General features: G+C 55.0%; 26 protein-coding genes. 18 read left to right on the forward strand and 8 right to left on the reverse strand.

Annotation, left to right across the window (positions count from 1 at the left end; translation table 11 throughout):
- Nucleotides 1-96: 96 nt before the first annotated feature.
- The 8 genes from ADIMK_RS09825 (at nucleotide 97) to purF (ending at nucleotide 9,538) form a co-directional block, all read left to right on the forward strand.
- The gene (locus ADIMK_RS09825; protein ID WP_036187080.1) at nucleotides 97-2,997 is read left to right on the forward strand and encodes a FimV/HubP family polar landmark protein; all 2,901 of its coding nucleotides are present in this window, start codon (nucleotides 97-99) and stop codon (nucleotides 2,995-2,997) included.
- Between the two features lie 4 nt (nucleotides 2,998-3,001).
- Nucleotides 3,002-3,865, forward strand: a complete 864-nt coding sequence (gene truA / locus ADIMK_RS09830) for a tRNA pseudouridine(38-40) synthase TruA (protein WP_036187081.1) — start codon at nucleotides 3,002-3,004, stop codon at nucleotides 3,863-3,865.
- A 37-nt stretch (nucleotides 3,866-3,902) separates the two neighbouring features.
- On the forward strand, nucleotides 3,903-4,529 hold the full coding sequence (locus tag ADIMK_RS09835) for a phosphoribosylanthranilate isomerase (RefSeq protein ID WP_368085831.1): 627 nt from the start codon (nucleotides 3,903-3,905) through the stop codon (nucleotides 4,527-4,529).
- Between the two features lie 105 nt (nucleotides 4,530-4,634).
- A complete protein-coding gene (gene accD, locus ADIMK_RS09840) occupies nucleotides 4,635-5,492 on the forward strand; it encodes an acetyl-CoA carboxylase, carboxyltransferase subunit beta (protein ID WP_036187083.1) in 858 nt (285 codons plus the stop codon).
- A 56-nt stretch (nucleotides 5,493-5,548) separates the two neighbouring features.
- Nucleotides 5,549-6,829 carry a bifunctional tetrahydrofolate synthase/dihydrofolate synthase gene (folC, locus tag ADIMK_RS09845; RefSeq protein WP_036187086.1) on the forward strand — a complete coding sequence of 427 codons (1,281 nt, stop codon included), beginning with the start codon at nucleotides 5,549-5,551 and terminating at the stop codon, nucleotides 6,827-6,829.
- Between the two features lie 26 nt (nucleotides 6,830-6,855).
- A complete protein-coding gene (locus ADIMK_RS09850; RefSeq protein WP_036187089.1) occupies nucleotides 6,856-7,407 on the forward strand; it encodes an SPOR domain-containing protein in 552 nt (183 codons plus the stop codon).
- Between the two features lie 63 nt (nucleotides 7,408-7,470).
- Nucleotides 7,471-7,965 carry a CvpA family protein gene (locus ADIMK_RS09855; protein ID WP_036187091.1) on the forward strand — a complete coding sequence of 165 codons (495 nt, stop codon included), beginning with the start codon at nucleotides 7,471-7,473 and terminating at the stop codon, nucleotides 7,963-7,965.
- Between the two features lie 49 nt (nucleotides 7,966-8,014).
- Nucleotides 8,015-9,538: an amidophosphoribosyltransferase gene (purF, locus tag ADIMK_RS09860; RefSeq protein ID WP_036187094.1), complete on the forward strand. Its 1,524-nt coding sequence runs from the start codon at nucleotides 8,015-8,017 to the stop codon at nucleotides 9,536-9,538.
- 79 nt (nucleotides 9,539-9,617) lie between these two features.
- On the opposite strand, the gene thpR is transcribed toward purF, so the two are convergent.
- The gene (gene thpR / locus ADIMK_RS09865) at nucleotides 9,618-10,166 is read right to left on the reverse strand and encodes an RNA 2',3'-cyclic phosphodiesterase (RefSeq protein WP_051692826.1); all 549 of its coding nucleotides are present in this window, start codon (nucleotides 10,164-10,166) and stop codon (nucleotides 9,618-9,620) included.
- A gap of 38 nt (nucleotides 10,167-10,204) precedes the next feature.
- Between thpR and ADIMK_RS09870 the strand changes: the two genes are divergently transcribed.
- On the forward strand, nucleotides 10,205-11,209 hold the full coding sequence (locus ADIMK_RS09870; protein ID WP_081849741.1) for a tRNA dihydrouridine synthase: 1,005 nt from the start codon (nucleotides 10,205-10,207) through the stop codon (nucleotides 11,207-11,209).
- Here the strand turns inward: ADIMK_RS09870 and amrS are convergent.
- On the reverse strand, nucleotides 11,178-12,284 hold the full coding sequence (amrS, locus tag ADIMK_RS09875) for an AmmeMemoRadiSam system radical SAM enzyme (RefSeq protein ID WP_036187097.1): 1,107 nt from the start codon (nucleotides 12,282-12,284) through the stop codon (nucleotides 11,178-11,180). The two genes, ADIMK_RS09870 and amrS, sit on opposite strands and share 32 nt — an antisense overlap.
- Nucleotides 12,285-12,347: 63 nt before the next feature.
- Here amrS and amrB point away from each other — a divergent pair, with 63 nt between their 5' ends.
- Both amrB and amrA read left to right on the forward strand, forming a co-directional pair.
- The gene (gene amrB / locus ADIMK_RS09880; protein WP_036187100.1) at nucleotides 12,348-13,148 is read left to right on the forward strand and encodes an AmmeMemoRadiSam system protein B; all 801 of its coding nucleotides are present in this window, start codon (nucleotides 12,348-12,350) and stop codon (nucleotides 13,146-13,148) included.
- Nucleotides 13,126-13,698, forward strand: coding sequence for an AmmeMemoRadiSam system protein A (gene amrA, locus ADIMK_RS09885; protein ID WP_036187103.1), 573 nt, complete (start codon nucleotides 13,126-13,128; stop codon nucleotides 13,696-13,698). The genes amrB and amrA overlap by 23 nt, the downstream gene beginning before the upstream one ends.
- Before the next feature lie 33 nt (nucleotides 13,699-13,731).
- Here the strand turns inward: amrA and ADIMK_RS09890 are convergent, their stop codons facing one another.
- The 3 genes from ADIMK_RS09890 to acnB form a co-directional block, all read right to left on the reverse strand.
- Nucleotides 13,732-14,154, reverse strand: coding sequence for an Hsp20 family protein (locus tag ADIMK_RS09890; protein ID WP_036187294.1), 423 nt, complete (start codon nucleotides 14,152-14,154; stop codon nucleotides 13,732-13,734).
- A gap of 142 nt (nucleotides 14,155-14,296) precedes the next feature.
- On the reverse strand, nucleotides 14,297-14,719 hold the full coding sequence (locus tag ADIMK_RS09895; RefSeq protein WP_036187106.1) for an immunity protein Imm33 domain-containing protein: 423 nt from the start codon (nucleotides 14,717-14,719) through the stop codon (nucleotides 14,297-14,299).
- A 141-nt stretch (nucleotides 14,720-14,860) separates the two neighbouring features.
- Nucleotides 14,861-17,458 carry a bifunctional aconitate hydratase 2/2-methylisocitrate dehydratase gene (acnB, locus tag ADIMK_RS09900; RefSeq protein ID WP_036187297.1) on the reverse strand — a complete coding sequence of 866 codons (2,598 nt, stop codon included), beginning with the start codon at nucleotides 17,456-17,458 and terminating at the stop codon, nucleotides 14,861-14,863.
- 288 nt (nucleotides 17,459-17,746) lie between these two features.
- On the opposite strand from acnB, the gene ADIMK_RS09905 reads away from it, so the two are divergent.
- Genes ADIMK_RS09905 through ADIMK_RS09930 form a run of 6 tightly spaced genes read left to right on the forward strand, consistent with a single transcriptional unit; the run spans nucleotide 17,747 to nucleotide 21,629 of the window.
- Nucleotides 17,747-18,205 (forward strand): hypothetical protein, encoded by a 459-nt coding sequence (locus tag ADIMK_RS09905; RefSeq protein WP_036187109.1) that lies wholly within the window; start codon nucleotides 17,747-17,749, stop codon nucleotides 18,203-18,205.
- Nucleotides 18,205-19,317 (forward strand): hypothetical protein, encoded by a 1,113-nt coding sequence (locus tag ADIMK_RS09910; RefSeq protein WP_156042874.1) that lies wholly within the window; start codon nucleotides 18,205-18,207, stop codon nucleotides 19,315-19,317. Before ADIMK_RS09905 ends, ADIMK_RS09910 begins: the two co-directional genes overlap by 1 nt.
- An 11-nt stretch (nucleotides 19,318-19,328) precedes the next feature.
- Entirely contained in the window at nucleotides 19,329-19,979 is a 651-nt protein-coding gene (locus tag ADIMK_RS09915) for a hypothetical protein (RefSeq protein WP_231517033.1), read from the forward strand.
- A gap of 27 nt (nucleotides 19,980-20,006) precedes the next feature.
- Complete coding sequence (locus ADIMK_RS09920) at nucleotides 20,007-20,369, forward strand: roadblock/LC7 domain-containing protein (protein ID WP_036187115.1); 363 nt, start codon at nucleotides 20,007-20,009, stop codon at nucleotides 20,367-20,369.
- Between the two features lie 41 nt (nucleotides 20,370-20,410).
- The gene (locus tag ADIMK_RS09925; protein ID WP_036187118.1) at nucleotides 20,411-20,872 is read left to right on the forward strand and encodes a PAS domain-containing protein; all 462 of its coding nucleotides are present in this window, start codon (nucleotides 20,411-20,413) and stop codon (nucleotides 20,870-20,872) included.
- Nucleotides 20,873-20,882: 10 nt separating this feature from the next.
- Nucleotides 20,883-21,629 carry a phosphate/phosphite/phosphonate ABC transporter substrate-binding protein gene (locus ADIMK_RS09930; RefSeq protein WP_036187121.1) on the forward strand — a complete coding sequence of 249 codons (747 nt, stop codon included), beginning with the start codon at nucleotides 20,883-20,885 and terminating at the stop codon, nucleotides 21,627-21,629.
- Nucleotides 21,630-21,705: 76 nt separating this feature from the next.
- On the opposite strand, the gene ADIMK_RS09935 is transcribed toward ADIMK_RS09930, so the two are convergent.
- On the reverse strand, nucleotides 21,706-22,536 hold the full coding sequence (locus ADIMK_RS09935; protein ID WP_051692837.1) for a M48 family metallopeptidase: 831 nt from the start codon (nucleotides 22,534-22,536) through the stop codon (nucleotides 21,706-21,708).
- 222 nt (nucleotides 22,537-22,758) lie between these two features.
- Between ADIMK_RS09935 and ADIMK_RS09940 the strand changes: the two genes are divergently transcribed.
- Nucleotides 22,759-23,385, forward strand: a complete 627-nt coding sequence (locus tag ADIMK_RS09940) for a MiaE family protein (RefSeq protein WP_036187124.1) — start codon at nucleotides 22,759-22,761, stop codon at nucleotides 23,383-23,385.
- Here the strand turns inward: ADIMK_RS09940 and ADIMK_RS09945 are convergent.
- Together ADIMK_RS09945 and ADIMK_RS09950 are read right to left on the reverse strand one after the other, a co-directional pair.
- Nucleotides 23,382-24,113, reverse strand: a complete 732-nt coding sequence (locus ADIMK_RS09945; protein WP_036187127.1) for a UDP-2,3-diacylglucosamine diphosphatase — start codon at nucleotides 24,111-24,113, stop codon at nucleotides 23,382-23,384. The genes ADIMK_RS09940 and ADIMK_RS09945 overlap by 4 nt on opposite strands.
- A gap of 2 nt (nucleotides 24,114-24,115) precedes the next feature.
- Complete coding sequence (locus ADIMK_RS09950; RefSeq protein ID WP_036187130.1) at nucleotides 24,116-24,625, reverse strand: peptidylprolyl isomerase; 510 nt, start codon at nucleotides 24,623-24,625, stop codon at nucleotides 24,116-24,118.
- Nucleotides 24,626-24,637 lie beyond the last annotated feature (12 nt).

A 24,637-nucleotide genomic window follows, 5' to 3' on the forward strand; every position in this document is an offset into this window, starting at 1 on the left:
TCAATAATACTTGGCGGTGACGCTGGAAACGCAACTCTCTGATTTTGGTGGCATATTCATCGGAGGGCGCGAGTCATATAAGAGGGAATCAAATCGATGCTGCGCAAACTTGCCTTAAGCCTCGCGGTCGCCGGGGCGCTGAGTGCCACCCAGGCCAATGCTCTTGGATTGGGTGAAATCCGGGTTAACTCCGCGCTTAACGAACCACTCAATGCCGAAATCAAGCTGTTGCAAGTGCGCGATCTGTCGCCGCTTCAGATTCAGCCAAGAATGGCGGATATCGACGAGTTTTCACTTGCCGGTATCAGCAAGTCCCGGTTTTTATCGGATGTAAGCTTTGATGTCAGGGTCATGCCCGATGGCACCGGGGTCATCCGTTTGAAATCCAGTGCGCCGATCAAGGAGCCGTTCCTCAACTTCCTGGTAGAGGTGAACTGGCCTGCGGGACGGTTGGTGCGAGAGTACACTTTGCTGCTGGATCCACCCGTGTTCGATCCGACACCGGTGCCTGGTGTTACTCAAGTGCAACAGGCGGAATCCACAGCCGCACGCATGCCGAGTCCCACGCAGGCACAGACCGTACCTTCTGCAGCCCCCGCCCGCTCCCAAAACGTCTCCAACATCAAAACGCGCATGAACCCCAATGACGAGGTTTATGTCGATGTGCACGATACGCTGTGGGATCTGGCGCTAAAGCATCGTCCCAATAGCCAGGTAACACCTGAGCAGATGATGTTGGCGCTGGTGCGTAAAAACCCCGAGTCATTCCCTTCAGGCAATATTAACGTCATGAAGGCCGGGACTGTCATGCGCCTCCCGACGCTTGATGAAATCAACAGCCTGACGCCCGCTCAAGCCCGGGCCGAAGCTGCCCGACAGACTCAAGTTTGGCGACAGGGCCGTGCTTCCACAAAGCAGACGGTAAAACCTGCCGACAAAAAAACTGCTGGAGGTGCTGACGAGTCGGGAAAGCCCGCGGAGCCGGCTAAGCCAGAGCAGATGGCTGCGCCGGTCGATAAAGCTCCGGCTGAGGAAGCAGCCAGTCAGCTGAAGGTTGTAACTCCTGAAGGAGGCGTTGCGTCCGCAGCTCAATCGGCTACCGCTGACGATACGTCTGCGTCTGATAACGGGCAGGATCAGGTTGAAGCGACTGCGGCCGATCAATCCGGGCTGCCTGCTGAAGCGCAAGCGCTTGTGCAGCGTAATGAAGAGCTCGAAAACCGCTTGCTCGTCACACAAGAATCCATTTCGGTAATCGAGCGTGAAAATACCGAACTGAACGATAAGATCGATGCTATCGCCTCCCAGATGGATAAGCTCCAGCGATTGATCGAGCTTAAAGATCGTGAATTGGCGGCGATGCAGCAACAGCTGAATCAAAAAGAAGCCGCGGCTGAGTCGGGAGGTGGCTTCATCGACAAGCTGATGCAGAGTCCCGCCTATCTTGCAGGTCTCGGTGCGGCAGGTGTGGCTGTGCTGTTGGGTCTGTTGCTCGCCATGCGCAGAAAGAAATCGAATGAACCTGAGCAGGCAGACGAAACTGTAGGAAAAACTGAGAAGGCTGTTGAGTCAGAGTCAGATGCAATGCCGGAGCTTGCAGCTGCTGCAGTGGCGACGGGTGTTGTGGCTGAAGCGGTTAGCGATTCGAAGGTCGAGAAAGAGCCTGAGGAGCCGGTGTCCGAGGCAGTTGAACAGGCGATAGTAGAGTCTGAGGGTCAGGATGACATTGATGATCTTGACCTTGATCTCGATATGGATATGGAGCTGGATCTGGACGAGAGCGCCTCTCCGGAACCTGCAAGCCAAGCGGATACGATCGCTGACGAAGAGTTTGATCTCGGTATCGACGAGCTTGACGAGACTGTTGCTCAGGATGAAGAGTCTCTCGATTCTGCATTGGACGATATTCTGGCTGGTGGTGAGGAGTCGGAGCCTGATGATATCGATACCGGCTTGGATGACTTGCTTGCCGAGAATGCTGCGGTCGAAGAGCTGGATGACGACCTGCCGGGTCCGCTTGACCTCTCGGATGAACAGGACAGTACGTCTGCTGAAGCGGGTGTGGATGAAGACAGCATCGATGAGCTCGATTTCTCAATTGATACTGTTGCGATGGCTGATGATAGTGATGATGAGTTGCTGGATCTGCCTGACGATCTGGAATTCGATCTCGCCAAGGCTCAGCCGGAGGCTGATGACGTAGCAGAGGCTGCATCGGTCAAGCAGGAAGAGGTGGATGCCGATGACGAGTTGACCGGTCTCGATTTCTCTGTCGATACGCCGAAAGAGTCTCATGAAGAAACCGTTGAAGACGATTTCCTGGACGACTTCTTCGCCGAGGATGCAGCCGATAAGAAAGAGGGGCTCGGTTCCCTGCCGGAAACGTCAGAGGCCGATGTTGAACCCCTGACAGATGAACCGGTCGAATTCGATTTGGAGGATCCGTCGGTTGGGCTTGGAACGGTAGACGTCACGCCTGAGGAGGAAAACTTCGAAGTGGATGACGATCTCGAAGAGATGTTGCAGTCATCCGGTTTTGAAGAAGAGGAAGAGGCTGAGGCTGAAAAATCTGCGGCTCCGGCGAACGACTTTGATGATCTGGACGCAATGCTCGCCTCATTCGAGCCTGAGGAAGAAGAGCCGGTAGAGCGTAAGCCAAGCCAGAGCGAGATGGTTGAGGAAGAGCTCACCGCCAATATCGCTCACGATCTTGAGATGGACCTGGATGCTGAGCTCGACAGTCTGCTTTCATCTACTGATGATGAGATAGCGCTGGAAGAGGACAGTGCAGAGGAGTCGGCAGACGAGCCTGATCTACTTGATTCGATGAATCTTCTGGACGGCGCCGACGAGATCGAAACCAAGCTGGATCTGGCGCGCGCATACATCGAAATGGATGATTCGGAAGGCGCCCGGGATATCCTCAGCGAGATATTGAATGAGGGTAACAATGATCAGCGCCGGGAAGCGGAGCGATTGCTGGGGACCCTGAGCTAACCTGATGAGTACACAGGAACACAACCAGGGGGCGACGGAAGTCGCCCTCTTTCGTTACGCAGCAGCCGTCGAGTATGCCGGCTCACACTATAACGGCTGGCAGGCACAAAGCGGTGAGAACGTCAGGTGCGTTCAACTGGAAGTGGAGCGGGCGCTATCGCGCGTTGCGAACCATCCATTGAGTGTTGTGTGCGCTGGCCGCACTGATGCCGGAGTGAGCGCGAGTTATCAGGTCATCCATTTTGACGCCCATGTTGAACGCCCGGTGCGTGCCTGGGTGATGGGGGCTAATACCTATCTGCCTGATGATATTGCCATTCTGTGGGTTCGACCCGTTGATCAGGAATTTCATGCACGCTTTTCTGCGCAACAAAGGCGATATCGTTACCTGATCTACAGCGCGCCCGTTAAGCCGGCTCTGCTGGCTCGTGGTGTGACCTGGACCTATAAGAAACTCGATGTTGCCAGAATGTTGGAAGGTGCGCGCCATCTTGTGGGTGAGCACGATTTCACCTCCTACAGGGCAGTGGCGTGTCAGGCCCATAGTCCGGTGCGTGAAGTAAAGGCTCTGGAGGTTTATCGGAGTGGAGAGCTGATTGTAATCGATATCTGCGCAAACGCATTTCTGCATCACATGGTGCGTAATATCGCTGGCGTGCTGATGAAGATCGGGTGTGGCGATGCGGAACCGATTTGGGCGAAACAGGTATTGGATGCCCGTGATCGTCGAGAGGGTGGGGTGACAGCACCGCCTTGGGGGCTTTACTTCGTCGATGTGAAGTATCCGGAGGTATTTGATATACCAGCGTCCACCCTGGGTCCCTATTTTTTATCCGACGCCTGTCCTGACGCACAGGGAAGGCTCTGATAGAATTCGTCCCTTGAAGCTAGAGTGGGAGAGACTGGTGACGCGGGTTAAGATCTGCGGCATAACGCGGCTGGAAGATGCCTTGTGTGCGATTGAAGCGGGAGCAAACGCTCTGGGTTTCGTCTTTTACGACCGAAGCCCGCGGTCGATCAGTGTTGAGGACGCAGCGCGGATTGTGAGCGAATTGCCGCCGTTCGTGACGACGACTGCGCTTTTTGTCGATCCTGAACCTGCGCTTGTCGAGCGTGTCATTACTCAGGTGCAGGTTGATCTGCTTCAGTTTCACGGCAATGAGCCTCCGGATTTCTGTGCCGGGTTTGCGCGGCCTTGGATCAAGGCGCTGCGCATGAAGCCGGATCTGGATGTCATAAAGCAGGCAGAGGGTTACAAGGCGGGCAGGGGTATATTACTCGATGCTTACAGGCCCGGAGTGCCCGGCGGTACCGGCGATACCTTCGATTGGGAGAGAATTCCACTCGAGCTGGCACCCAGGATTATTTTGGCCGGGGGGCTGAATCAGGATAACGTGGCTGACGCGGTGCGCCGTGTCAGGCCTTTCGCCGTTGATGTCAGTGGAGGGGTGGAGGATCGCCCCGGTGTCAAAAGCGGCAACAAAATTGCAGCGTTTATAGATCAGGTTAAATGTGCCGATCAGCGTCGATAGGGCGTCGTCGGTCAGCGGTGTTTGATAAGATTCTAACCAGTGTTTGCAGCGTCGGGACCCCCGAGCCTCAGACAGTGATCAGAGAAAAATCAGGAAAGGATAGAGATGAGCAACTGGCTTGAAAAGATCGTTCCGTCCCTCGTACGCAGCGAGAAGAAACGCAGCATTCCTGAGGGTCTTTGGGACAAGTGCCCCAAGTGTGAAGCGGTGCTGTATCGCCCTGAGCTGGAAAAAAACCTCAATGTCTGTCCCAAGTGCGATCATCATATGCGTTTGGCCGCACGCCGTCGTCTTGAGCTTTTTCTTGACGAGGGATCGGCTGTTGAGATCGCGGCCGATGTCGAGCCGGTTGATCGACTGAAGTTTCGTGACTCCAAAAAATACAAGGATCGATTGGTAGCCGCTCAGCGTGATACCGGCGAAAAAGATGCGCTGATAGCGATGCGCGGCGAGCTTGAGGGCATCCCTGTTGCGGCGGTTGCGTTTGAATTCAGGTTCATGGGCGGCTCTATGGGGGCTGTGGTCGGAGAGCGTTTCGTTCGCGCGGCGACACTGGCCCTTGAAGAGCGCATGCCGCTGATCTGCTTTTCCGCTTCTGGCGGTGCGCGTATGCAGGAGGCGCTGATCTCCTTGATGCAGATGGCGAAAACCAGTGCAGCGCTCGAGCGCATGCGCAAGGCGGGCGTGCCGTTTATCTCCGTTTTGACCGATCCTGTTTATGGCGGGGTATCGGCAAGCCTGGCAATGTTGGGTGACTTGAATGTTGCTGAGCCTCGCGCGCTTGTTGGTTTCGCAGGTCCGCGTGTAATTGAGCAGACAGTGCGGGAGAAGTTGCCCGAAGGCTTCCAGCGCAGTGAATTCCTGCTTGAGCATGGCCAGGTCGATATGATCATCGAACGTCGCGAGATGCGCTCACGTTTGGCCTCGATTCTGCGCAAGTTGCTTCATCTGCCTGCAGCCTGATTGGTTTTGATCCGTCGCGACCGCCGTTTGGCGGTCGTTTCCGTTTCGGAGTAACGATGCAAACACACCTCCCTTCTACTCTCGATGCGTGGCTAGCCCGCATTGAAGCCTGTCACCCCGCTGAAATTGAACTTGGTCTTGAACGCATAAAGTGTGTGGCCGACAGGTTGGGTATCGATCTGAGCACCAGTCGCAAAGTGTTGATTGGTGGTACCAACGGCAAAGGCTCGACGGTCACGATGCTGGATTTTGTGCTCAGGGTGGGAGGCTATACAACGGGCGTTTATACCTCTCCTCATTTTCTCCGCTATAACGAGCGTGTCTGTATAAACGGTGAGGAAGTACAGGACAGCGTTCTGTGTGAGCAGTTCGAGAAGATCGAACAGGCTCGTGGTGAGATTGAACTGACCTATTTCGAGTACGGCACGCTCGCTGCGTTGCTCTGCTTTGCCGATGCGAAGCCCGATGTATTGTTGCTTGAAATAGGGCTCGGGGGACGGTTGGATGCTGTCAATATCGTTGATTGCGATATTGCTGTCATCACCAGTGTCGCATTGGATCATACGGATTGGTTGGGCAATGACCGTGAGCAGATAGGTCGGGAGAAGGCGGGCATAGCGCGCTCTGGCAAGCCAGTAGTCTGTGGCGATGCTGAACCACCTTTGAGCGTAATTGAGCTTTGCGAGGACATAGGTGCGCCCTTGTGGGTCCGAGGTCGTGACTATCAGCTTAACGATGAAGGTGGCAGTTGGGGCTGGACAGGGCGGAACATGGACCAGACGCCAGTGTCATATGCGTCGTTGAGCAAGCCCACGCTGCCGCTCGTGAACGCAGCTACCGTCGTACAGGTGATCGAGTTACTTGAACTCGGAATTGATCGGTCACAGATTTGTAAAGGGCTCGAAACGGCCAGAATGACCGGACGTATGCAGCGGCTTGCGCTGCCGGAAGGTGGCTGCATTTTGGATGTGGCGCATAATCCGGAAGCGGCAAGCTACATGGCGAATTGGCTGTCGCAAAATTCTGTAGCCGGTCGTACGTTGATGGTTGTTGGGATGCTCGCGGACAAAGATATAGAAGCGGTGATAGAACAACTCAGTCGGGCTGTGGACAGGTGGTATCCGGCGAGCCTCGGCGGCGCGCGAGGTGCCAGCGCCAAGCGGCTGGCCAACTCGATCAGAACCTTGAAAGGCGAGGTAGCCGATGAGTATGGGGCGGTATCAGCGGCCCTGAAAGCTGCTCGGGCTGAGATGGGGCCGAACGACAGATTGGTGGTGGCCGGCTCGTTTGTGACCGTCAGCGAGGTCTTGGCTGAGCTGGATCAATCAGGCCGATAGCATATACATATACGGACATCGGGGCGATGAACAGAGAACGGAAAAAGCGGATCCTGGGGCTGTGTGCTATTGCGATTATAGGTGCCGCCGTATTACCGCTGGTGCTTGATGGGGCTGGCTACCGAGAGCGACATCTGGACAATCGTATACCACCTGCGCCGCAGCCTGCAGAGCTCGTTGAAGTCGAGCCAGTCATGGAAGAACTCCCAAGTACGGCGCAACCGGCGTTACCCGCTGAGCCGCCGGTTGTGAGCGTGCCAATTGAGCCCGTGCAGCAAGCCATCGAGACGGTTGAGCCGAGCATTGATCCGACGGAAGCCACTCCGGGGCTTGATCAGGAGGGCGTGCCTGTCGCCTGGACGCTCCAGCTAGCAAGCTTTCGTGATGAATCCAACGCCCGAGCACTGCGTTCTGAGTTGCTCAAGGGCGGGTACAAAGTGTATATCCGGCACATGGCGGGTTTGGTTAAGGTGTTTGTGGGTCCAGAGCTCCAGCGCTCCCGGCTTGAGAAGCTTCAGGCGCAGCTGAAACAGGAGTATGCCCTGGACGGTATCGTCGTGCGCTTTACAACACAGTGATCGGTCGTTGGGTTCAATGGCTTGCTCTGTTAGAATGCGCGCTGTTTTCTGGGGTGTTAAACAATGAACTGGGCTGACTGGGTCATACTCGCGATTGTTGCGATATCAAGCTTGCTGAGTTTGCGGCGTGGCTTCATGCGTGAAGCGGTCTCGCTTGTGTCGTGGGTTGTTGCATTCATTGTCGCTCGGCTTTTTGCTACCTCTTTGGCGGTCGTGTTGCAGGACTACATTGCAACACCCTCTCTTCGTATGCTGGCCGCCTTTGCTATCCTTTTTATCATTACGCTTATTGTTGGTGCACTGGTCGGTTTGTTGATCAGTGCACTGGTATCGGCTTCTGGACTCAGTGCTACGGACCGTGTACTGGGTATAGGGTTCGGTGCTGTCCGCGGAGCGCTGGTCGTCGTGGTCATTGTCGCTTTGCTGGGTATGACACCGGCAGTCCAGGATTCATGGTGGCTGGAGTCCAGCCTGATTCCTCATTTTGTGTTGATGGAGGGGTGGACCCGTGCCGTGGCATCTGATGTTGGTCAGATGATATGGAATGTCGGGCGCTGATCCTTCCTCTCAAACTACACCTACTTATGTTCCTTCTGAGGTGAACTGAATGTGCGGTATCGTCGGCATTGTTGCCAAATCCTATGTTAATCAGACCATCTTCGATGCGTTGACAGTGCTGCAGCACCGTGGCCAGGATGCGGCCGGTATGGTGACCTGTGAAGGTAACCGTTTTTTTCTGCGCAAGGATAATGGGCTGGTCAACGAGGTGTTTCGTACCCGGCACATGAAACGCCTGGAAGGCAATATGGGGATCGGGCACGTGCGCTACCCGACGGCTGGAAGCTCAAGCTCCGCAGAAGCGCAGCCGTTTTATGTCAACTCACCTTATGGTATCGCGCTGGCACACAACGGTAACCTGACTAACACCGAACAGTTGGCGGATGAGATCTTTCGCTCTGACCTGCGCCATATCAACACCACTTCGGACTCCGAGGTGCTGCTCAATATTTTTGCACATGAGCTTCAGGCTCTTGGTAAGCTTCGCCCTTCTGCTGAAGATATCTTCAAGGCGGTAAAACGCGTTCACGAGCGTTGCCAGGGTGGCTATGCTGTCGTTGCAATAATCACCGGATACGGCATTGTCGCGTTCCGTGACCCCTGTGGTATTCGCCCCTTGGTTTACGGCAAGCGTGAAACAAGTGTTGGTGTCGAATACATGGTTGCTTCGGAAAGCGTCGCCCTGGATACCTCTGGCTTTGTTTTAGAGCGGGATATCGAACCAGGCGAAGCGATCTTTATCGATACTCACGGTCAGGTATTCACCCAGCAGTGTGCTCACGACACCAAGTTGGCTCCCTGTCTCTTCGAGTACGTCTACCTCGCACGCCCGGATTCGATTATCGATGGAATCTCCGTTCATCAGGCGCGTATGGAGATGGGGGTAAAGTTGGCCGAGAAGGTTAAGCGTGTAATGCCGGAACACGATATCGACGTGATTATTCCGATTCCGGATACCAGTCGCACGGCTGCGCTTGAAATGGCCAACAGCCTCGGCGTCAAGTTCCGTGAGGGCTTCATCAAGAACCGCTACATCGGTCGCACATTTATCATGCCCGGCCAGACTCAGCGAAAGAAATCGGTGCGCCAGAAATTGAACCCGATACAGGCGGAGTTCAAAGATAAGGTGGTCATGCTGGTGGATGACTCCATTGTGCGTGGCACCACCTCGAAGCAGATTGTCCAGATGGCACGTGAAGCGGGTGCACGTAAGGTCTATTTTGCCTCGGCGGCGCCGGAAGTGCGCTACCCCAACGTTTACGGTATCGATATGCCCGCTGCCAGTGAGTTGGTTGCACACGGCCGTACTGCGGAGGAGATCGGCAAATACATCGGTTGCGACTGGATGCTGTATCAGGACCTGGATGATCTGAAAGCGTCCGTTAGTACCTACAATCCCGCAATTACCGAGTTCGATACCTGTGTGTTTGATGGTCTCTATGTGACCGGTACAGTGTCGCCGAGTTACCTGCGTCGTCTTGAAGAGCGTCGAAACGATGGTGCCAAGGCGGCTGGCGATGATGCCCAGGTTGACGATAACGAGTCGGCTGATCTGCTGAGTCGCATCGAGTAAATGGGTCGATCCATGCTTATGTGGCGGAGATGCGGAAAGTGATTTGACGCATCCCGCTATGTATTAGCGTGGTGTGCTTCTAATTGGCAGCGTTGTAGAGTCGGATGACCTGATGGATCGGGGCATTTCCGTTATTGAGGATGCTGTTTTTGAGGGCAAATTGGTCGACGACCATCTCGATTGGCTCTGGCAGTAGTTCAGCGTCGAGCTGGGCGATCGTGTGTTCGGCTAACGGTTCTTTGTTGTAGGCCAGTGTTATGTGTGGCTGATAGGGTCTGGGGTCGAGGGTGATGTTCAGTAGTTTCAGTGCCTCTCGAATCTTGCTGCGCAGTTCTACGAGTGGATCACAGGGCTCGCACCCGATCCAAAGAGTACCATGACTGAAGGTGCCTACACGATTCAGCTCAAGTTCGAACGGCTGAAATGCTATGTCACTGAGTGCCGTATCGAGAGGTTGCATCTGCTCTTCCTTCAGTTCACCGATAAACGCGAGTGTAAGATGCAGGCGCTCTGGGGCGACCCACCGTATATCGCGTAATTCCGGTAGGCGGCGTGCAACGAGTGTCTGAATCGCTTCGCTCAGGTCGATAGCGATAAATAGCCTGTTGGCTGGCTTATTCTCTTCCATACATCCAGCCTAGTACCGTTTGTGTCAGGGTAAAGTCCATGCGAATCATTTTGGCCCCTATGGAGGGCGTCGTCGACTATACGATGCGCGAACTTTTAACCGCAGTCGGTGGTATCGATCAGTGCGTGACTGAGTTCATTCGGGTATCGGACAGGCTGCTGCCTCCCGCCGTATTCCGTCGCTTGGCGCCCGAGTTGGGGCAGCAGGGTATTACGCAGGCGGGTACGGTTGTTCTCTTGCAGTTGCTCGGCAGTGATCCTCAGGTTGTGGCCGAGAATGCAGCGCGGGCGGTGGAGTTGGGCGCGCCTGGAATAGATCTTAACTTTGGCTGTCCGGCGAAAACGGTCAACAAAAGCCGTGGCGGCGCCATCCTGCTGGATGAGCCGGAATTGGTCGGCGATATTGTTGCGGCCGTCAGGCGTTCAGTCCCGAGTGAGATCCCGGTAAGCGCCAAGATGAGGTTGGGGTATAGAGATAAGTCGCGTGCGTTGGAGAATGCGCACGCGATTGAATCGGCCGGTGCGCAATCGCTCGCTGTGCATGCGCGCACGAAGGAGGAGGGCTATAAGCCGCCGGCGCATTGGGAGTGGATTGCGAGAATTCGGGAGGCGGTTTCAGTTCCTGTTGTTGCCAACGGTGAAGTTTGGACGCCCGGGGACTTCGAGCGTTGCCGTGTAATCAGTGGTTGTGATGACATTATGATCGGGCGCGGGCTTGTCGCGAATCCGTTCCTGGCGCTTGCCATTAAAGGGCAGCCGTTATCTATGGACGATGCCTGGGGGGCGGCACTTGTGCTTTTGGAGCGTTTTCATCGTCAGGTGATGGAAAATCTATCTGTACGTCATGTGCATGGGCGACTTAAACAATGGGTGCAGATGCTGGGCTGGCATTTCCCTCAGGCCAGGAATTTGTTTGTCTCGCTTAGAACTGAGCGCGATCCCGAGCGTCTACTGACGCTTCTTGCCGAAGCGCACAAGCGCCATGTCGCGGTATATGGGGAGTCGAGTCTGTTCAAGGAGCGTTTCGAGGCACGGATAGCGTAATAGGCTCCCGCCGGGCACCCCAGTCGCCTGGGTGGCTTTCAAATCGCCCGGGTATCGGGGCGCTGCAGTTTTGACATCGGCCCTTGGCATCGAGCCCCCAGGTGCCTAGTCGATACCAGTCTCGCTCAATCAGCAGAGTGCCGCAGTTGGGGCACCAGGTTGAGCCACCTTCCGGGTCGTGAACGTTACCTGTGTATACATAGTGTAATCCCGCAGCCAAGGCTATTTTTCGTGCACGACTCAGCGTTCTGGCCGGTGTTGGAGGCTTGTCGAGCATCTTCCAGTCGGGGTGAAACGCGCTGAAGTGAAGTGGTGTCTCAGGGCCAAGGTGTTCGTGAATCCATCTCGATAGATTTGCGATCTCATTATCCGAGTCGTTCTCGCCTGGTATGAGTAGCGTAGTGAGCTCTAGCCAGACATCGGTTTCGTTTCGCAGGTACTCCAGAGTGTCCAAAACAGGTGCGAGATGACCGCCGCATATCCTGTGGTAGAAGTGTTCAGTGAACGCCTTCAGGTCTATATTGGCGGCGTCCATATACTTGTAAAACTCCTTCCTTGGTCCTGGGCATACGTAGCCGGCCGATACGGCAACGCTATTAATACCGAGCTCCCGCGCGGCGATTGCGCAGTCGATTGCATACTCATGGAAAATAACCGGGTCGTTATATGTGAAGGCTATGCTGCGGCAGCGATGTTGTTGAGCCGAGTGGGCGATCATCTCTGGCGTGGCCTGCTGTGTGAGCGTGTCCATTTCGCGCGATTTGCTCATATCCCAGTTCTGGCAAAATCGGCATGCCAAATTGCAGCCGGCTGTACCGAACGACAGCACGGGCGTTCCCGGGAAAAAATGGTTCAAAGGCTTCTTCTCGATGGGGTCAATACAAAAGCCGCTCGAGCGCCCATAGCTGAACAGCCTGACTGCCCCATCCTCTACGCCGCGCACGAAGCAGAGCCCCCGCTGCCCTTCGCTTAGGTGACAAAAACGGGGGCAGAGGTCACATTGAATTTTTGATTCGGATATGCGGTGCCACCAGTGGGTGGGAACGCTATCGTTATCGGATGGAAGTTTGTTCATGCTCGCTCCGTGTGGATGCTGGCTGACTATAATTTTAGGTCAGTAACTCAAGAGGATCCTCTTATGAACCACATTCGTCCTGCGGCTGTCGCGGGCCTGTTTTACCCAGGGCAGGCTGACTCACTGCGCAGAATGGTTTTGCAGCTGTTGACGGATAACCCTGTTGAAGAGAGGCCCGCAGGGAGAGTGCGCGCTTTGGTTGTTCCTCATGCTGGATTGATCTACTCGGGGCCTGTTGCCGCTCGCGCATACAACTTGATTAGAAGTGCCGGAAGCGGCGGTCGACAATGGCGGACAGTATTGATGCTGGGGCCTAATCATCGTGTTCCGCTACGCGGGATAGCCGCGCCTGATGTTGAAATGTTTGATACGCCGGTGGGGTCTGTTTCGGTCGATACACAAGCACTTTTAACATTAGAGAGGCGCTTTGATATTCAGATTCGCCCGGATGTACACGAGAACGAGCATTGCCTGGAAGTTCAGCTGCCGTTTCTACGGGAGTTGTTGCCCGGTGCCAGAGTGTTGCCGCTCGTCGTCGGGCAGGTGGGCGCAGAACGCGTGGCAGATCTGATTGAATGGGCGTGGCAACAGCCGGATATGCTGGTCGTGGTCAGTAGCGACCTCAGTCATTATCACGGCTATGCCGATGCGAAACGGATCGATGGCGAGACTGACGCCGAGCTATTGGCGTTTCACCATGAGATACGACCAGAACAGGCGTGTGGTGCTTACGCATTGAATGGGCTGATGCTCGCGGCTGAACGCAAAGGGCTACAGATAGACCGGCTGGATCTTCGGAACTCCGGTGACACGGCTGGTGGGCGTGACCAGGTGGTAGGTTATGGCAGTTACGTCCTTTACTGAGCCAGATCTTCAGCAGATGCTGGAGCTGGCCAGTCGCAGTCTGCTCAGTGCGTTTGGTCTGGTTGAGCCTCCGTCTGTGCCTGCGTTGCTGGAATCGCCCGGGGCTTGTTTCGTGACATTGACCAAGGGTGGTGAGTTAAGAGGCTGTATCGGCAGCCTTGAGCCTAGACGTTCGCTCGGGCTTGATCTAATCGAAAATGCGCGACATGCCGCTTTTTCAGATCCACGCTTCCCTCCAGTCCGAAAGGAGGAGCTGGATCGGCTTGAGCTAGAGGTGTCGGTGCTGACGCCCTCGCGAGAGATGAAGGTTTTAACTGAGCAGGAGTTGATGGCCGAACTTAGGCCGGGTATTGACGGCGTGATAGTCGAGGGAGAGGGTTATAGGGCAACGTTTCTGCCCTCTGTGTGGGAGCAGCTGGACTCACCTGAGGCGTTTGTCGCGGCGCTAAAGCGAAAGGCAGGAATGGCGCCGAATTTTTGGTCTGATGGGTTGCGCTGGTTCCGCTACGAAACGCTGCGTGTCAAAGGTTTTTTGCTGCCTAAACAATAACGGCTGCCCGAAGGCAGCCGTTATTAAATCTGATCAGTTTTCGATCTCGATTCTTCGGCTCTTCATCGCTTCTGGAATTTCGCGAATAAGGTCGACGTGCAGTAGGCCGTGTTCCATCGATGCCTTGACAACTCGGACGTGATCGGCGAGCTGGAAACGGCGCTCGAAGTTTCGCGCCGCTATACCCTGGTAAAGGTACTGGTGTTCCTGTTCGTCAGCCTCTTTGCGACCGGTAATCGTCAGGTTGCCATTTTCAGTCTGGATATCGATTTCGCTGTTGTTGAAACCGGCAACGGCCATGGTGATGCGGTACTCGTTTTCGCCCCGTAATTCGATGTTGTAGGGCGGGTAACTCGGTTGCTGCTCGTTGCTTCGATTTGCAGCATCAAGCATCGAAGCCAGACGATCAAAGCCGATGGCGGAACGGTAGAGCGGCGAAAGGTCGAAATTGCGCATGTGCATATCCTCATCAAGCAATATGTAAGTCATGGCCATCCCCTTGGGGCCTGGCTGTGACGCCAGCCTCACTTGAGCACCGGCGCCTGATTACTTAGATAGGGATTGCGTGATGGGATTTCAAGGGCGTTTTTAGTGCGGATCAACTGCCTTCGCGTGGGCCCTTGAACGCATCGATATCGTTGGTGATTTCCACTTCGACTCGGGGTGCCGGTATTTTGAAGTCGTAGACTCTTTCCCAGCCGCTGGACTCCGGCGCACGTTCCCAGACGGTGCCCGCGTTGTAGGTAACCAACTCGGTGAGTGAAGGGTCGAGCTGGGTCATGCGTTCAACCGGCATTGGTGTCATGTTGATCTGCTCGTTTTCGAGAAACTCTTCAGTTTCGTAGCCGGTAAACATTCTCCACCCGGTATCGTTAAGGTGTTCCGGGACAGTCTTGTACATGAAGCGGACAGGCAGCTTTTCATCGAAAACCAGGCGCGAAACAAGAGCCAGGAAACCATTTTTGGTTTGATTGGTTTCATCATCTGGGGTAAGTGGCTGGTCGGCTTCAGGCCTGCGCATATCGAGCTCCTCGTGTGGATGGGTGTTGCAGTGGGTATTGTACCCGCAAACAAGGTTGCATCGAAGGTTGCGTAGAAACGAAAAAGCCCCGGGGATGCCGGGGCTTTTTTATGCCGATCGCCTGCCGAGGCAGGCGCGGTATCAGGCCTCTACGGTCGGAATGACGCTGGACGCCTTGGACACGTAGTTTTCGATCTGATCGAAGTTCAGGTAGCGATAGATATCGCCTGCCATGCTGTCGATCTTGTTCGCGTAAGCCATGTACTCCTCAACGGTTGGCAACTTGCCTTCCAGTGCCGCAACCGCAGCCAGTTCGGCAGATGCCAGGAAAACATTGGCACCGTCACCGAGACGGTTCGGGAAGTTACGGGTTGAGGTGGAAACAACCGTGGACTTGGCAGCTACGCGTGCCTGGTTACCCATGCACAAAGAGCAGCCTGGCATTTCCATACGTGCACCGGCCTTACCGAAGATGCTGTAGTAACCTTCGTCAGACAGCTGAGCCTGGTCCATCTTGGTTGGCGGTGCAATCCACATACGGGTCGGGATCGATTGACCGGATGCTTCCAGCAGCTTACCGGCAGCACGGAAGTGGCCGATGTTGGTCATGCAGGAACCGATGAATACTTCATCGATCTTGTTGCCGGCCACATCAGACAGCAGGCGAGCGTCGTCCGGATCGTTCGGAGCGCACAGGATCGGCTCCTTGATCTCGGACATGTCGATCTCGATCACTTCAGCGTACTCGGCGTCGGCGTCGGCACGCATCAGGCTCGGGTTGGCCAGCCACTCTTCCATGCCCTTGATGCGACGCTCGATGGTGCGCACATCGCCATAGCCTTCAGCGATCATCCACTTCAGCATGACAATGTTGGAGCGCAGGTATTCAGCGACGGAGTCTTCGGACAGGGTGATTGTACAACCGGCGGCAGAACGCTCGGCAGAGGCGTCAGACAGTTCGAAAGCCTGCTCGACGGTCAGCTCTTCCAGGCCTTCGATCTCAAGGACGCGGCCAGAGAACGCGTTCTTCTTGCCGGCCTTCTCAACGGTCAGCAAGCCCTGCTTGATGCCGTAGTAGGGGATGGCATGAACGAGGTCGCGCAGGGTGATGCCAGGGTTACGCTTGCCCTTGAAGCGAACCAGAACCGATTCCGGCATATCCAGCGGCATAACGCCGGTGGCAGCAGCAAAGGCAACCAGACCAGAGCCGGCCGGGAAGGAGATGCCCAGCGGGAAACGGGTATGAGAGTCACCACCGGTACCTACAGTATCCGGCAGCAGCATACGGTTCAGCCAAGAGTGGATAACGCCGTCACCCGGACGCAGGGAGACACCGCCGCGGTTCATGATGAAGTCCGGCAGGGTGTGGTGGGTATTGACGTCGACCGGTTTCGGATAAGCGGCAGTGTGGCAGAATGACTGCATGACCAGATCGGCTGAGAAGCCCAGGCACGCCAGGTCTTTCAGCTCGTCACGGGTCATCGGGCCGGTGGTGTCCTGAGAACCAACGGTTGTCATCTTCGGCTCGCAGTACATGCCGGGACGTACGCCCTCAAGGCCACAGGCCTTGCCGACCATCTTCTGAGCCAGGGTGTAACCCTTGCCAGTGTCAGCCGGCTGCTCGGGCTTGCGGAACAGATCGGAATGACCGAGACCCAGCGCTTCGCGAGCTTTTTCCGTCAGGCCGCGACCGATGATCAGCGGGATACGGCCGCCGGCGCGTACTTCGTCGAGCAGTACCTGAGTTTTCAGCTCAAAGGTGCTGATCACTTCGTCGGTGCCGTGCTTGCACACTTTGCCTTCGTACGGGTAGACATCAATGACGTCACCCATCTCCATCTTGTCGACCGGCATCTCGATTGGCAGGGCGCCTGCATCTTCCATGGTGTTATAGAAGATCGGAGCGATCTTGCCGCCGAAGCAGTAGCCGCCAGCACGCTTGTTCGGTACGTGCGGAATATCGTCACCGAAGAACCACAGTACGGAGTTGGTGGCGGACTTGCGGGAAGAGCCTGTGCCGACCACGTCACCGACGTAGGCGACCGGGAAGCCTTTGGCTTTCACTTCTTCGATCTGTGCCAGGGGACCTTTTACACCCGGCTGTTCCGGATTAATCCCTTCGCGTTCCATCTTCAGCATGGCGTTTGCGTGAAGCGGGATGTCCGGACGTGACCATGCATCCGGAGCCGGAGACAGGTCATCGGTATTGGTCTCACCGGGAACCTTGAATACGGTTACGGTGATCTTGTCTTCCAACTTGGGCTTGCTGGTGAACCATTCACCGTTGGCCCAGGACTCTACTACCTGTTTGGCATAGGCATTACCCGCGTCCATCTTCTCCTTCACGTCGTGGAAGGCATCGAACATCAGCAGGGTGTGAGACAGCGCCTTGGCGGCAGTCGGAGCCAGGGACTCGTCATCCAGTGATTCAACCAGTGGCGCAATGTTGTATCCGCCCAGCATGGTGCCCAGCAGCTCAACGGCCTTTACCTTGTCGACGAGCGGTGAAGAAGCTTCTCCCTTCGCGATGGCGGCCAGGAAACCGGCCTTAACATAAGCCGCCTGGTCTACGCCGGCAGGAACTCGGTTGGTGAGCAGCTCCAGCAGGAACTCTTCTTCGCCGGCAGGGGGATTTTTCAGCAGCTCAACCAGTGATGCAGTCTGTTCCGGATCCAGGGGTTTCGGCGGCACGCCTTCTGCAGCGCGTTCTTCTACATGTTTACGATAAGCTTCAAGCACGACATGGCCCTCATCTGTTGTAATCGCCGGCGGCGCTTTGAAAACCCTCACCCACCTATCCGGCGACTTATCGACTAGGTATCGATTTTGTGTTTGGCGACGCGGATTTTAGCTGAAGGGGGGCTTAAAGTTAAGTTTGTCGACAATCTAGAGCCTTAGACTTTGGGTCTAGCATCCCTTTGTTTGTGCTCTTTGACGCGTATCAACTAAAGTTACGCGAAGGTTGCTTGTAGCCTGCGACCAACGTATAACCCACCATACACCTGTTTGGAACATGGAGGATTGTCCATGAATTTGCCTATAGTCGACCCGTCGGATACTCCGCTTGGGGGAGGCGCTTTGCAATTCCAGATCAATCGTCAGCTCGAACTGTTCCGGATTCAGGAAGATAGTCATCTTATCTACCGTGGCGATCAGAACGTGATCGTTTTGCGATACCTGCAGCGCAGAGTGGCAGCGCGGCCCAAACAGTTGCGCAATCATATTCGTCGAGTCTACTTGGCGATCAAAAGCCGGGACTCCGAACATCTGACAGGTGCGCTTATCGATCTGATTCTAGTTCTCCACGGTCGAGGACGCTATTTGATTAACCGGATGTTGGATCAGTCAAAGCCGCTGTTACAGCCAGCGCATTTAAGACTGATGCGACAGGTGACAGATTCTGGAAACATCGAGCGGCTGCGTACCCTGTCTCAGGGTGAGTCAGTGCTAAGTAATGGCGGAATGCCTCTGGCGGTTGCCCTGTAATGAGTTTAAACGGACTTTCTATTGGCTTGCTCGGTTTCTCCGGGCGAGAGCTGAATATGCTCGAAGTGTTCTTCGGGAGCTCAAATAACCCAGGATTGACATTGGCCGCACCGGAAAAATCGGCATCACTTCTGGTCAATCTCGGCTCCGAGTCGGACGCCAAGCAGTTTCTTCACTGGTACAAGACGCGTGATACGTGTCCGGTCATCGTAGTTGTCGATGATCTCAAAGCACCCAAGGGAATGCTCGAACTGCAAAGGCCGCTGGAGATTCCCAATCTCCGCTCGGCACTTAAGCGTGTCCTCGACGAGCTGCGTAAAGGTGTTTCCGGTGCGAACCGATCTGCTTTGAATGAAACGCCGCAAAAGGCCGCGTCGCTGAAGATGGATCCGTCTGAGCTAAAGGCGCTGATTGCCGAGGCAGGAGTGTCCGCACCGAAGCCGGCGCCAAAACCGAAAGCGCTCAATACGGTGCGCGACGCCTCCAAATCGCGTTTGGTGTTGCGATGGAGTGATGCAGAACGGGATATGCTAATGCGCCGTGCGTGCGGCTCTTTGCCTGATCTTGATCCTGAGTTGCCGGGCTGGAAAAAGCGGATCCTATTTTCAGTGGCCGGGCGTTTCATCGATCAGGTCACCAAGATGGTCTCACTTGCACAGGAGCAGGAAACGCCCATGCAGGTGACCGGAATCCCCGGAGACTTCATCTACTATCCCGATAGGGATCTGTTCAGTTATGACCTTGATCCTGATCTATTGGTGCAGATGGCCAGCAGTCGATTTGGTATCGGTGAGCTTGGGTGTGAGCCTGTCGATGTGACCACGCCCATTGATCCCATCGTCAAGCGCGATCAGATGCTTTGGGTGCTTGCGCTGTTCACCGCTGCCGGGCGTGTGCCCGACCATCTCGATCCGGCAGCTAAGTACCGCATTTCAGATACGACTAATCTTAAGCGCTTCATGTTGACGCCTCAGGCAGAAAACATTGCCAAGGCCTGGGCGGCAGACAGCCGAAGTGCACTTGATATAGTGCAGCTGCTTAAACTTCCCCAACGGTATGTATTTTCGTTTATGGCCGCGGCTGATGCGGCCGGATTATTCGAGCGTAGATAAGGAGATGACGCATGAGCGCTCAATCCATCAAGCCACTCAGTGATAGCGACGAAACGCTTTATTTTCAGGTGCTTCCTGCAGGAGCTTACTATGCCACTTTTAGTGGCGAGCCGGATAATATGCGTGCGTTGCTTTTGCAATTACTGAGTTCCGATACCCCCGTTCCCTACATTCCGGCGTTGCTGGAGCGGCTGACGGGACTTGGCGCTGATGATGCACAACAGCTCTTGGTTGATATGCATTCACGCAACTTTATTGAGCTGATGGCCAACCCGCATGAAATCGTTAATGGCTCACTGGAAAGGATACTGCCGGACCTGATTGCTCCTCTGGGCGAGGGAAAGGTGCTGCTCTCCGATGAGCAGGGTTTTTCATTGGCCCAGAAAGGGTTCGAACCTGCTGACGAAGAAGCCGTGGCGGGGCTCGCGGCCGATATCATGATGCTTAGCGAACGTCATACCAGTCTGATCAACAACCACCTTGGCCTTTACGGTTGTTCGTGGGCACTGGTTAACGCGGTCGGTCAGAGTGACCTGGGTTTCTGGGTACTGACCATCGGTCGTGAAAAATTTTTGTTAATTATCGAGGGTATGCCGTATCTGAACCGGCAGCCATTCGTAGATCTGACCTCAGTGTTGATCCGGCGCTATCTGGATCATTAAGAACTAGCAGTGGAAAAGGAGATTTTCATGCGCGCGGAAATGTTGAACACGATTTTGCGTGATTTGAACGGTACCTCGACCGAAATCGAGGCATGTGCCGTAATTTCAACCGATGGCTTGGTAATCGACTCACTGCTGCCGGCAGGTATGGACGAAGACAGGGTGGGTGCAATGAGCGCCGCTATCCTCTCTTTGGGTGAGCGTACCGCACGCGAGCTGGCGCGAGGTGAGCTCGAGCAGGTGCTTGTCAAAGGGGATCAGGGCTACATCCTGATGACACATGCCAATGCCGAATCGGTGCTGACGGTGGTGGCAAAGCCAAATGCTCGCCTGGGCTTGATCTTTCTCGACGTAAAGCGTGCAGCGGAAGCGATTGGTAAGGTTCTCTGAGGCAAGAGAGGCGTGCAGGCTTGTGTTAAAGGAGTCGCAATATGTCTGAAAAGGATACGGGGTCAGTCCGAGAAGAGCTGATCAAATACTTCGATGGTAGCGAGCGAGTAGCCGAGATCGTTGATGAAGAGGTCCCGTTCCCTGACGGTAAGCTGATCGTTTCGCGGACGAATACCAAGGGCATTATTACCCATGTGAATCAGGCATTTGTCGATATGTCTGCTTATAGCCGTGATGAATTGATCGGCGCTAATCACAATATCCTGCGTCACCCGGATATGCCCGCAGTCGCGTTCAAGGGGCTGTGGGATACGATCGAGGGCGGCGAGAAGTGGCAGGGATATGTGAAAAACCTGCGCAAGGATGGGCGGTATTACTGGGTTAAAGCAACCGTCATCCCCAATGTGAGGGAAGGTAAGCTGGTTGGCTATACCTCGGTAAGGCGCAAGCCCTCTCGCAGCAAGATCGCCGAGAGTGAGGCGCTCTACGTCACGTTGAAATAGGGGAACGGATATGCCTTTTAATTTTACGGTGAGTCCTGATTTTGCACCGGACCACATGTCGGGCTGGTTTTATTTCAATACTTGGCTGCAGCGAAACCTCGGTACTGACATTCATCTTGAGTTGTTCGACAGTTTCGACGAGCAGCGTGAGCAGATCAGGGCCGGAAAAATCGACCTGATATACGCCAACCCTTACGACGCGTCGATGCTGGTACGGGAGCAGGGGTTCAAGGCGGTCGCTCGGCCGGCAGGGACCAGGGATGAGGCGGTAGTCGTTGTTCCCGCAAACAGCAGTGTTGAATCTGTTGAAGATCTTATGGCGGGGTCTCGTCTGGCAACAACGGCAGATCCTGATGTACATACTATCGGTATGATAATGCTTGAGCCCGCGGATCTCGATTCAAGCAATATCAGCCAGCGTGAATACGATACGTATATTCTCGTGGCGAAGGCGTTGCTGCGTGGCGAGGCTGACGTCGGCTTCTTCCTTAAGCAGGGCTTTGACGAGTTGTCCGATCTGATCAAGGGGCAAATGCGCGTTTTGGTCAGCAGTCAGATCAGCGTTGTGCATCATGCTTTGCTTGTAGGTCCGAGCCTGCAGGACCGATTTGACGACCTTAGCCGAATGCTTGTCGATATGCATACCGACGAGAAAGGGGCGGGTGTGTTGGAAAGTATGGGGCTTTCGCGCTGGGAGGCGATGAGCGTCGAACAGACCGAGTTCATGATTGATCTAATCGATACATTGACGATTTGATTTTTCAAGCCGCTCTTGGCGAGCGGGGATGACGCAAGAAGCGGACGTCAGCAGCGCATGATGTCCGCTTTTTAGTTTAGTAGGGTTTGAAACGATCGCAGTCCGGGTGACGGCCGTTGTTAATAGCCTCTCGCCAAACGGGAAGGTAGGTGTCAGCCTGCGCGCTTAACTGCTGTATGCGGGTTGCTGGAGCCGGGTGCGTCGACAGAAACTCAGGCGGTGTTGCACCTCCCTGCTTTGACATCTCCTGCCAAAGTGCCGCGGCTTCCCGGGGATCGAAGCCGGCCTTTGCCATCAACTCCTGGCCCAGTTGGTCTGCCTCGCTCTCGTGTCGTCGGCTATAGGGAAGCAGAATGCCGTATTGGGCGCCCAGTCCCACTGCATTGAGGGCTGCCTGTCGGGTAGTGGAGTCCACCGTTTCCCCTAAAATAAGCGAGGTGGTGGCCAGGCCCAGCTGGGTAAGCTGTTGCTGACTCAGCCGGGCATTGCTGTGCTGGGCCAGAACATGTGCCACCTCGTGGCCGATTACCGATGCCAGCTGGTGGTGGTTCTTTGCCAGCTTGATCATGCCGGTATACACGCCAATTTTTGCCCCGGGTAGTGCAAAGGCGTTTTTATCATCGCTCTTGAATACCACCAGTTCCCACTGGCTTGGTTGATAGCCGTACTCTCTGGGCACCTGCGCGACGATGGCATTCGCTATGCAAGCGACGTACTTGTTGGTTTTGGCATCCTGCTCGATGGGCTTTTGCTTTTTCATCTCTTCGAAGGATTGGGATCCAATCGAATTCATTTGCGCGGAAGAGTTCAGTAGCAGCGTCTTCTCCCCGGTGGGAGAGACAGCACAGCCGGTAGCGGCGAGGCTGAGGAGGGCGGTCGTCAATATCCGTTTCATCGACTTGGGCATGGTGTCCTTCGTACCTTGGGTTTCTAATAGATCGAGCACTAGTATCGCGCGGCGGATGTCGAGCCGCAATTGGGATATCCCACAGGGATAGCATGGCGAATAATGGCGAATAACGGTCTCACTCTGATAAAATTCACGCCTGTAGGTTAAGCGTAAGCCGCTCCCGTTTAGCAGACTTTTCAATTCGATTTCAATCAATCAGCGGCGGTTAAAGATGGTCTAATGGACGCGCTCAACGAGATACTTGCCTTTCTGGCTTGCCCCACCCCCAAGAGTTGGATAGAGAAAGCCGCGAACCCCGAGTCGTTGCCGATATTGTTGATCGATCATGCGCATTGCGAAAAGAAAGCAGCGTCGACGGCGATGAACCTGATGTTTCGCTATGTTGATCGCAGCGATCTGCTCAATAAGATGTCCCGGCTTGCGCGTGAAGAGCTGATACATTTCGAGCAGTGCTTGGCATTGATGGAGGCGCGTGGTATTCAATATGGCCACATGTCGCCATCCCGTTATGCCGCTGGGCTCCGGCAGTCGGTTAGAACCAGTGAACCCGGGCGTTTGATTGATCTGTTGATCATCGGGGCGTTTATTGAGGCGCGCTCATGCGAACGATTCGCGGCACTGGCGCCTTACCTGGATGATGAGCTGGCCAAGTTCTACAGGTCTCTGCTCAAGTCAGAGGGGCGGCATTACCAGGATTACCTCTCGTTGGCCGAGGCGTATGCGGGTGAGCCTATCGACGATCGAATCGCTCATTTCAGGGCGTTGGAAAAACAGCTGGTGGAAGAGCCTGATGAGGAGTTCCGTTTTCATAGCGGCGCCCCTGCCCAGGAAGATGTTGCGGCTTAATCTTTGTCAGGGGTGAAGGTCACAAGCCTTCGCCCGCCGTTGTCTACCAACAAATACCATCCGCTTTCGGACCAGTCGCCAAGTACGATCCGTTCGCCGCGCCCTTGTGATATCTGGTCTTGATGTATTTTTGGCCGGTGGGTGTGGCCGTGGATGAGCAGCTCGACTCCGTGCCGTGTCATGGTTTCGCAGACCGCTTCAGGGTTAACGTCCATGATCGATTCTGCTTTCATACCGCCTTGTTGCTGACTTTGCTGGCGCATTTGGCGTGCAATCGCTTCTCGTTGTTCAGGAGATTGTGCCAGGAATGTGCTCTGCCAGTCGGAGTTTCTCACCAGTGTTCTAAATTCCTGATATGCGATGTCATCGGTGCATAGCTGGTCGCCGTGCATAATGAGAGCAGGGCCCTGTGGCAGTGCAATGACTGTTTCTTCGGGCAGTAACTTGCCTCCAATCCTGTTCATCAGTGCCTGGCCGACCAGAAAATCTCGGTTCCCATGCTGGAAATAGATGCTGCTCCCGCCTGAACTGAGGGTGTTCAGTTGATCAAACAGGGGGGATAGGCCGGGCAATGGCGCGTCGTCGCCGATCCAGTATTCGAAGATATCGCCAAGCAGATAGAGTGTATCGCCCGCTTTGGCAATGTGGTCGAGGAAATAACGAAACGCCCGGAATATCTCCGGGCGTTCGGGTTGCAGATGAAGATCCGCGACAAACAGATGGCGCATACTTAGCCTTCGTCGTCCTCTGTCTCGATCACGGCGCGCTCAATGATGACATCTTCAACAGGCACATCCTGGTGACCTGCGCGCATCGTGGTGCGTACGGACTTAATCTTGTTGATGACATCCATTCCTTCTTTTATTTCACCAAACACGGCGTAGCCCCAGCCTTCTGTGGTCTTGGCGGTGTGGTCGAGGAATAGGTTATCCGATACGTTGATGAAAAATTGTGCCGAGGCTGAATGCGGGTCCATGGTGCGTGCCATGGCGAGCGTGCCGGTTTTGTTGGAGAGCCCGTTGTCCGCTTCGTTTTCGATAGGGTCGCGGGTTTTTTTGCTTACCATGCCAGGTTCAAACCCGCCGCCCTGGATCATGAATCCATCGATCACACGATGGAAGATCACACCGTCGTAGAAGCCTTCACGCACATATTGCTCGAAATTGGCCGCGGTTTTCGGGGCTTTCTCGTAGTTCAGCTCAAGCTTGATATCGCCATGATTGGTGTGCAGGGTGATCATGTAGGCTGGTCC

The sequence above is a fragment of the Marinobacterium lacunae genome, assembly GCF_000705555.1.
Classification (GTDB): domain Bacteria; phylum Pseudomonadota; class Gammaproteobacteria; order Pseudomonadales; family Balneatricaceae; genus Marinobacterium_D; species Marinobacterium_D lacunae.

Bases quoted from the DNA above. Each gene is read 5' to 3' on its own strand.
- ADIMK_RS09825 (WP_036187080.1), top strand. From the start codon at position 97: ATGCTGCGCAAACTTGCCTTAAGCCTCGCGGTCGCCGGGGCGCTGAGT.
- truA (WP_036187081.1), top strand. From the start codon at position 3,002: ATGAGTACACAGGAACACAACCAGGGGGCGACGGAAGTCGCCCTCTTT.
- accD (WP_036187083.1), top strand. From the start codon at position 4,635: ATGAGCAACTGGCTTGAAAAGATCGTTCCGTCCCTCGTACGCAGCGAG.
- folC (WP_036187086.1), top strand. From the start codon at position 5,549: ATGCAAACACACCTCCCTTCTACTCTCGATGCGTGGCTAGCCCGCATT.
- ADIMK_RS09850 (WP_036187089.1), top strand. From the start codon at position 6,856: ATGAACAGAGAACGGAAAAAGCGGATCCTGGGGCTGTGTGCTATTGCG.
- ADIMK_RS09855 (WP_036187091.1), top strand. From the start codon at position 7,471: ATGAACTGGGCTGACTGGGTCATACTCGCGATTGTTGCGATATCAAGC.
- purF (WP_036187094.1), top strand. From the start codon at position 8,015: ATGTGCGGTATCGTCGGCATTGTTGCCAAATCCTATGTTAATCAGACC.
- thpR (WP_051692826.1), bottom strand. From the start codon at position 10,166: ATGGAAGAGAATAAGCCAGCCAACAGGCTATTTATCGCTATCGACCTG.
- ADIMK_RS09870 (WP_081849741.1), top strand. From the start codon at position 10,205: ATGCGAATCATTTTGGCCCCTATGGAGGGCGTCGTCGACTATACGATG.
- amrS (WP_036187097.1), bottom strand. From the start codon at position 12,284: ATGAACAAACTTCCATCCGATAACGATAGCGTTCCCACCCACTGGTGG.
- amrB (WP_036187100.1), top strand. From the start codon at position 12,348: ATGAACCACATTCGTCCTGCGGCTGTCGCGGGCCTGTTTTACCCAGGG.
- amrA (WP_036187103.1), top strand. From the start codon at position 13,126: ATGGCAGTTACGTCCTTTACTGAGCCAGATCTTCAGCAGATGCTGGAG.
- ADIMK_RS09890 (WP_036187294.1), bottom strand. From the start codon at position 14,154: ATGCGCAATTTCGACCTTTCGCCGCTCTACCGTTCCGCCATCGGCTTT.
- ADIMK_RS09895 (WP_036187106.1), bottom strand. From the start codon at position 14,719: ATGCGCAGGCCTGAAGCCGACCAGCCACTTACCCCAGATGATGAAACC.
- ADIMK_RS09905 (WP_036187109.1), top strand. From the start codon at position 17,747: ATGAATTTGCCTATAGTCGACCCGTCGGATACTCCGCTTGGGGGAGGC.
- ADIMK_RS09910 (WP_156042874.1), top strand. From the start codon at position 18,205: ATGAGTTTAAACGGACTTTCTATTGGCTTGCTCGGTTTCTCCGGGCGA.
- ADIMK_RS09915 (WP_231517033.1), top strand. From the start codon at position 19,329: ATGAGCGCTCAATCCATCAAGCCACTCAGTGATAGCGACGAAACGCTT.
- ADIMK_RS09920 (WP_036187115.1), top strand. From the start codon at position 20,007: ATGCGCGCGGAAATGTTGAACACGATTTTGCGTGATTTGAACGGTACC.
- ADIMK_RS09925 (WP_036187118.1), top strand. From the start codon at position 20,411: ATGTCTGAAAAGGATACGGGGTCAGTCCGAGAAGAGCTGATCAAATAC.
- ADIMK_RS09930 (WP_036187121.1), top strand. From the start codon at position 20,883: ATGCCTTTTAATTTTACGGTGAGTCCTGATTTTGCACCGGACCACATG.
- ADIMK_RS09935 (WP_051692837.1), bottom strand. From the start codon at position 22,536: ATGCCCAAGTCGATGAAACGGATATTGACGACCGCCCTCCTCAGCCTC.
- ADIMK_RS09940 (WP_036187124.1), top strand. From the start codon at position 22,759: ATGGACGCGCTCAACGAGATACTTGCCTTTCTGGCTTGCCCCACCCCC.
- ADIMK_RS09945 (WP_036187127.1), bottom strand. From the start codon at position 24,113: ATGCGCCATCTGTTTGTCGCGGATCTTCATCTGCAACCCGAACGCCCG.
- ADIMK_RS09950 (WP_036187130.1), bottom strand. From the start codon at position 24,625: ATGATCACCCTGCACACCAATCATGGCGATATCAAGCTTGAGCTGAAC.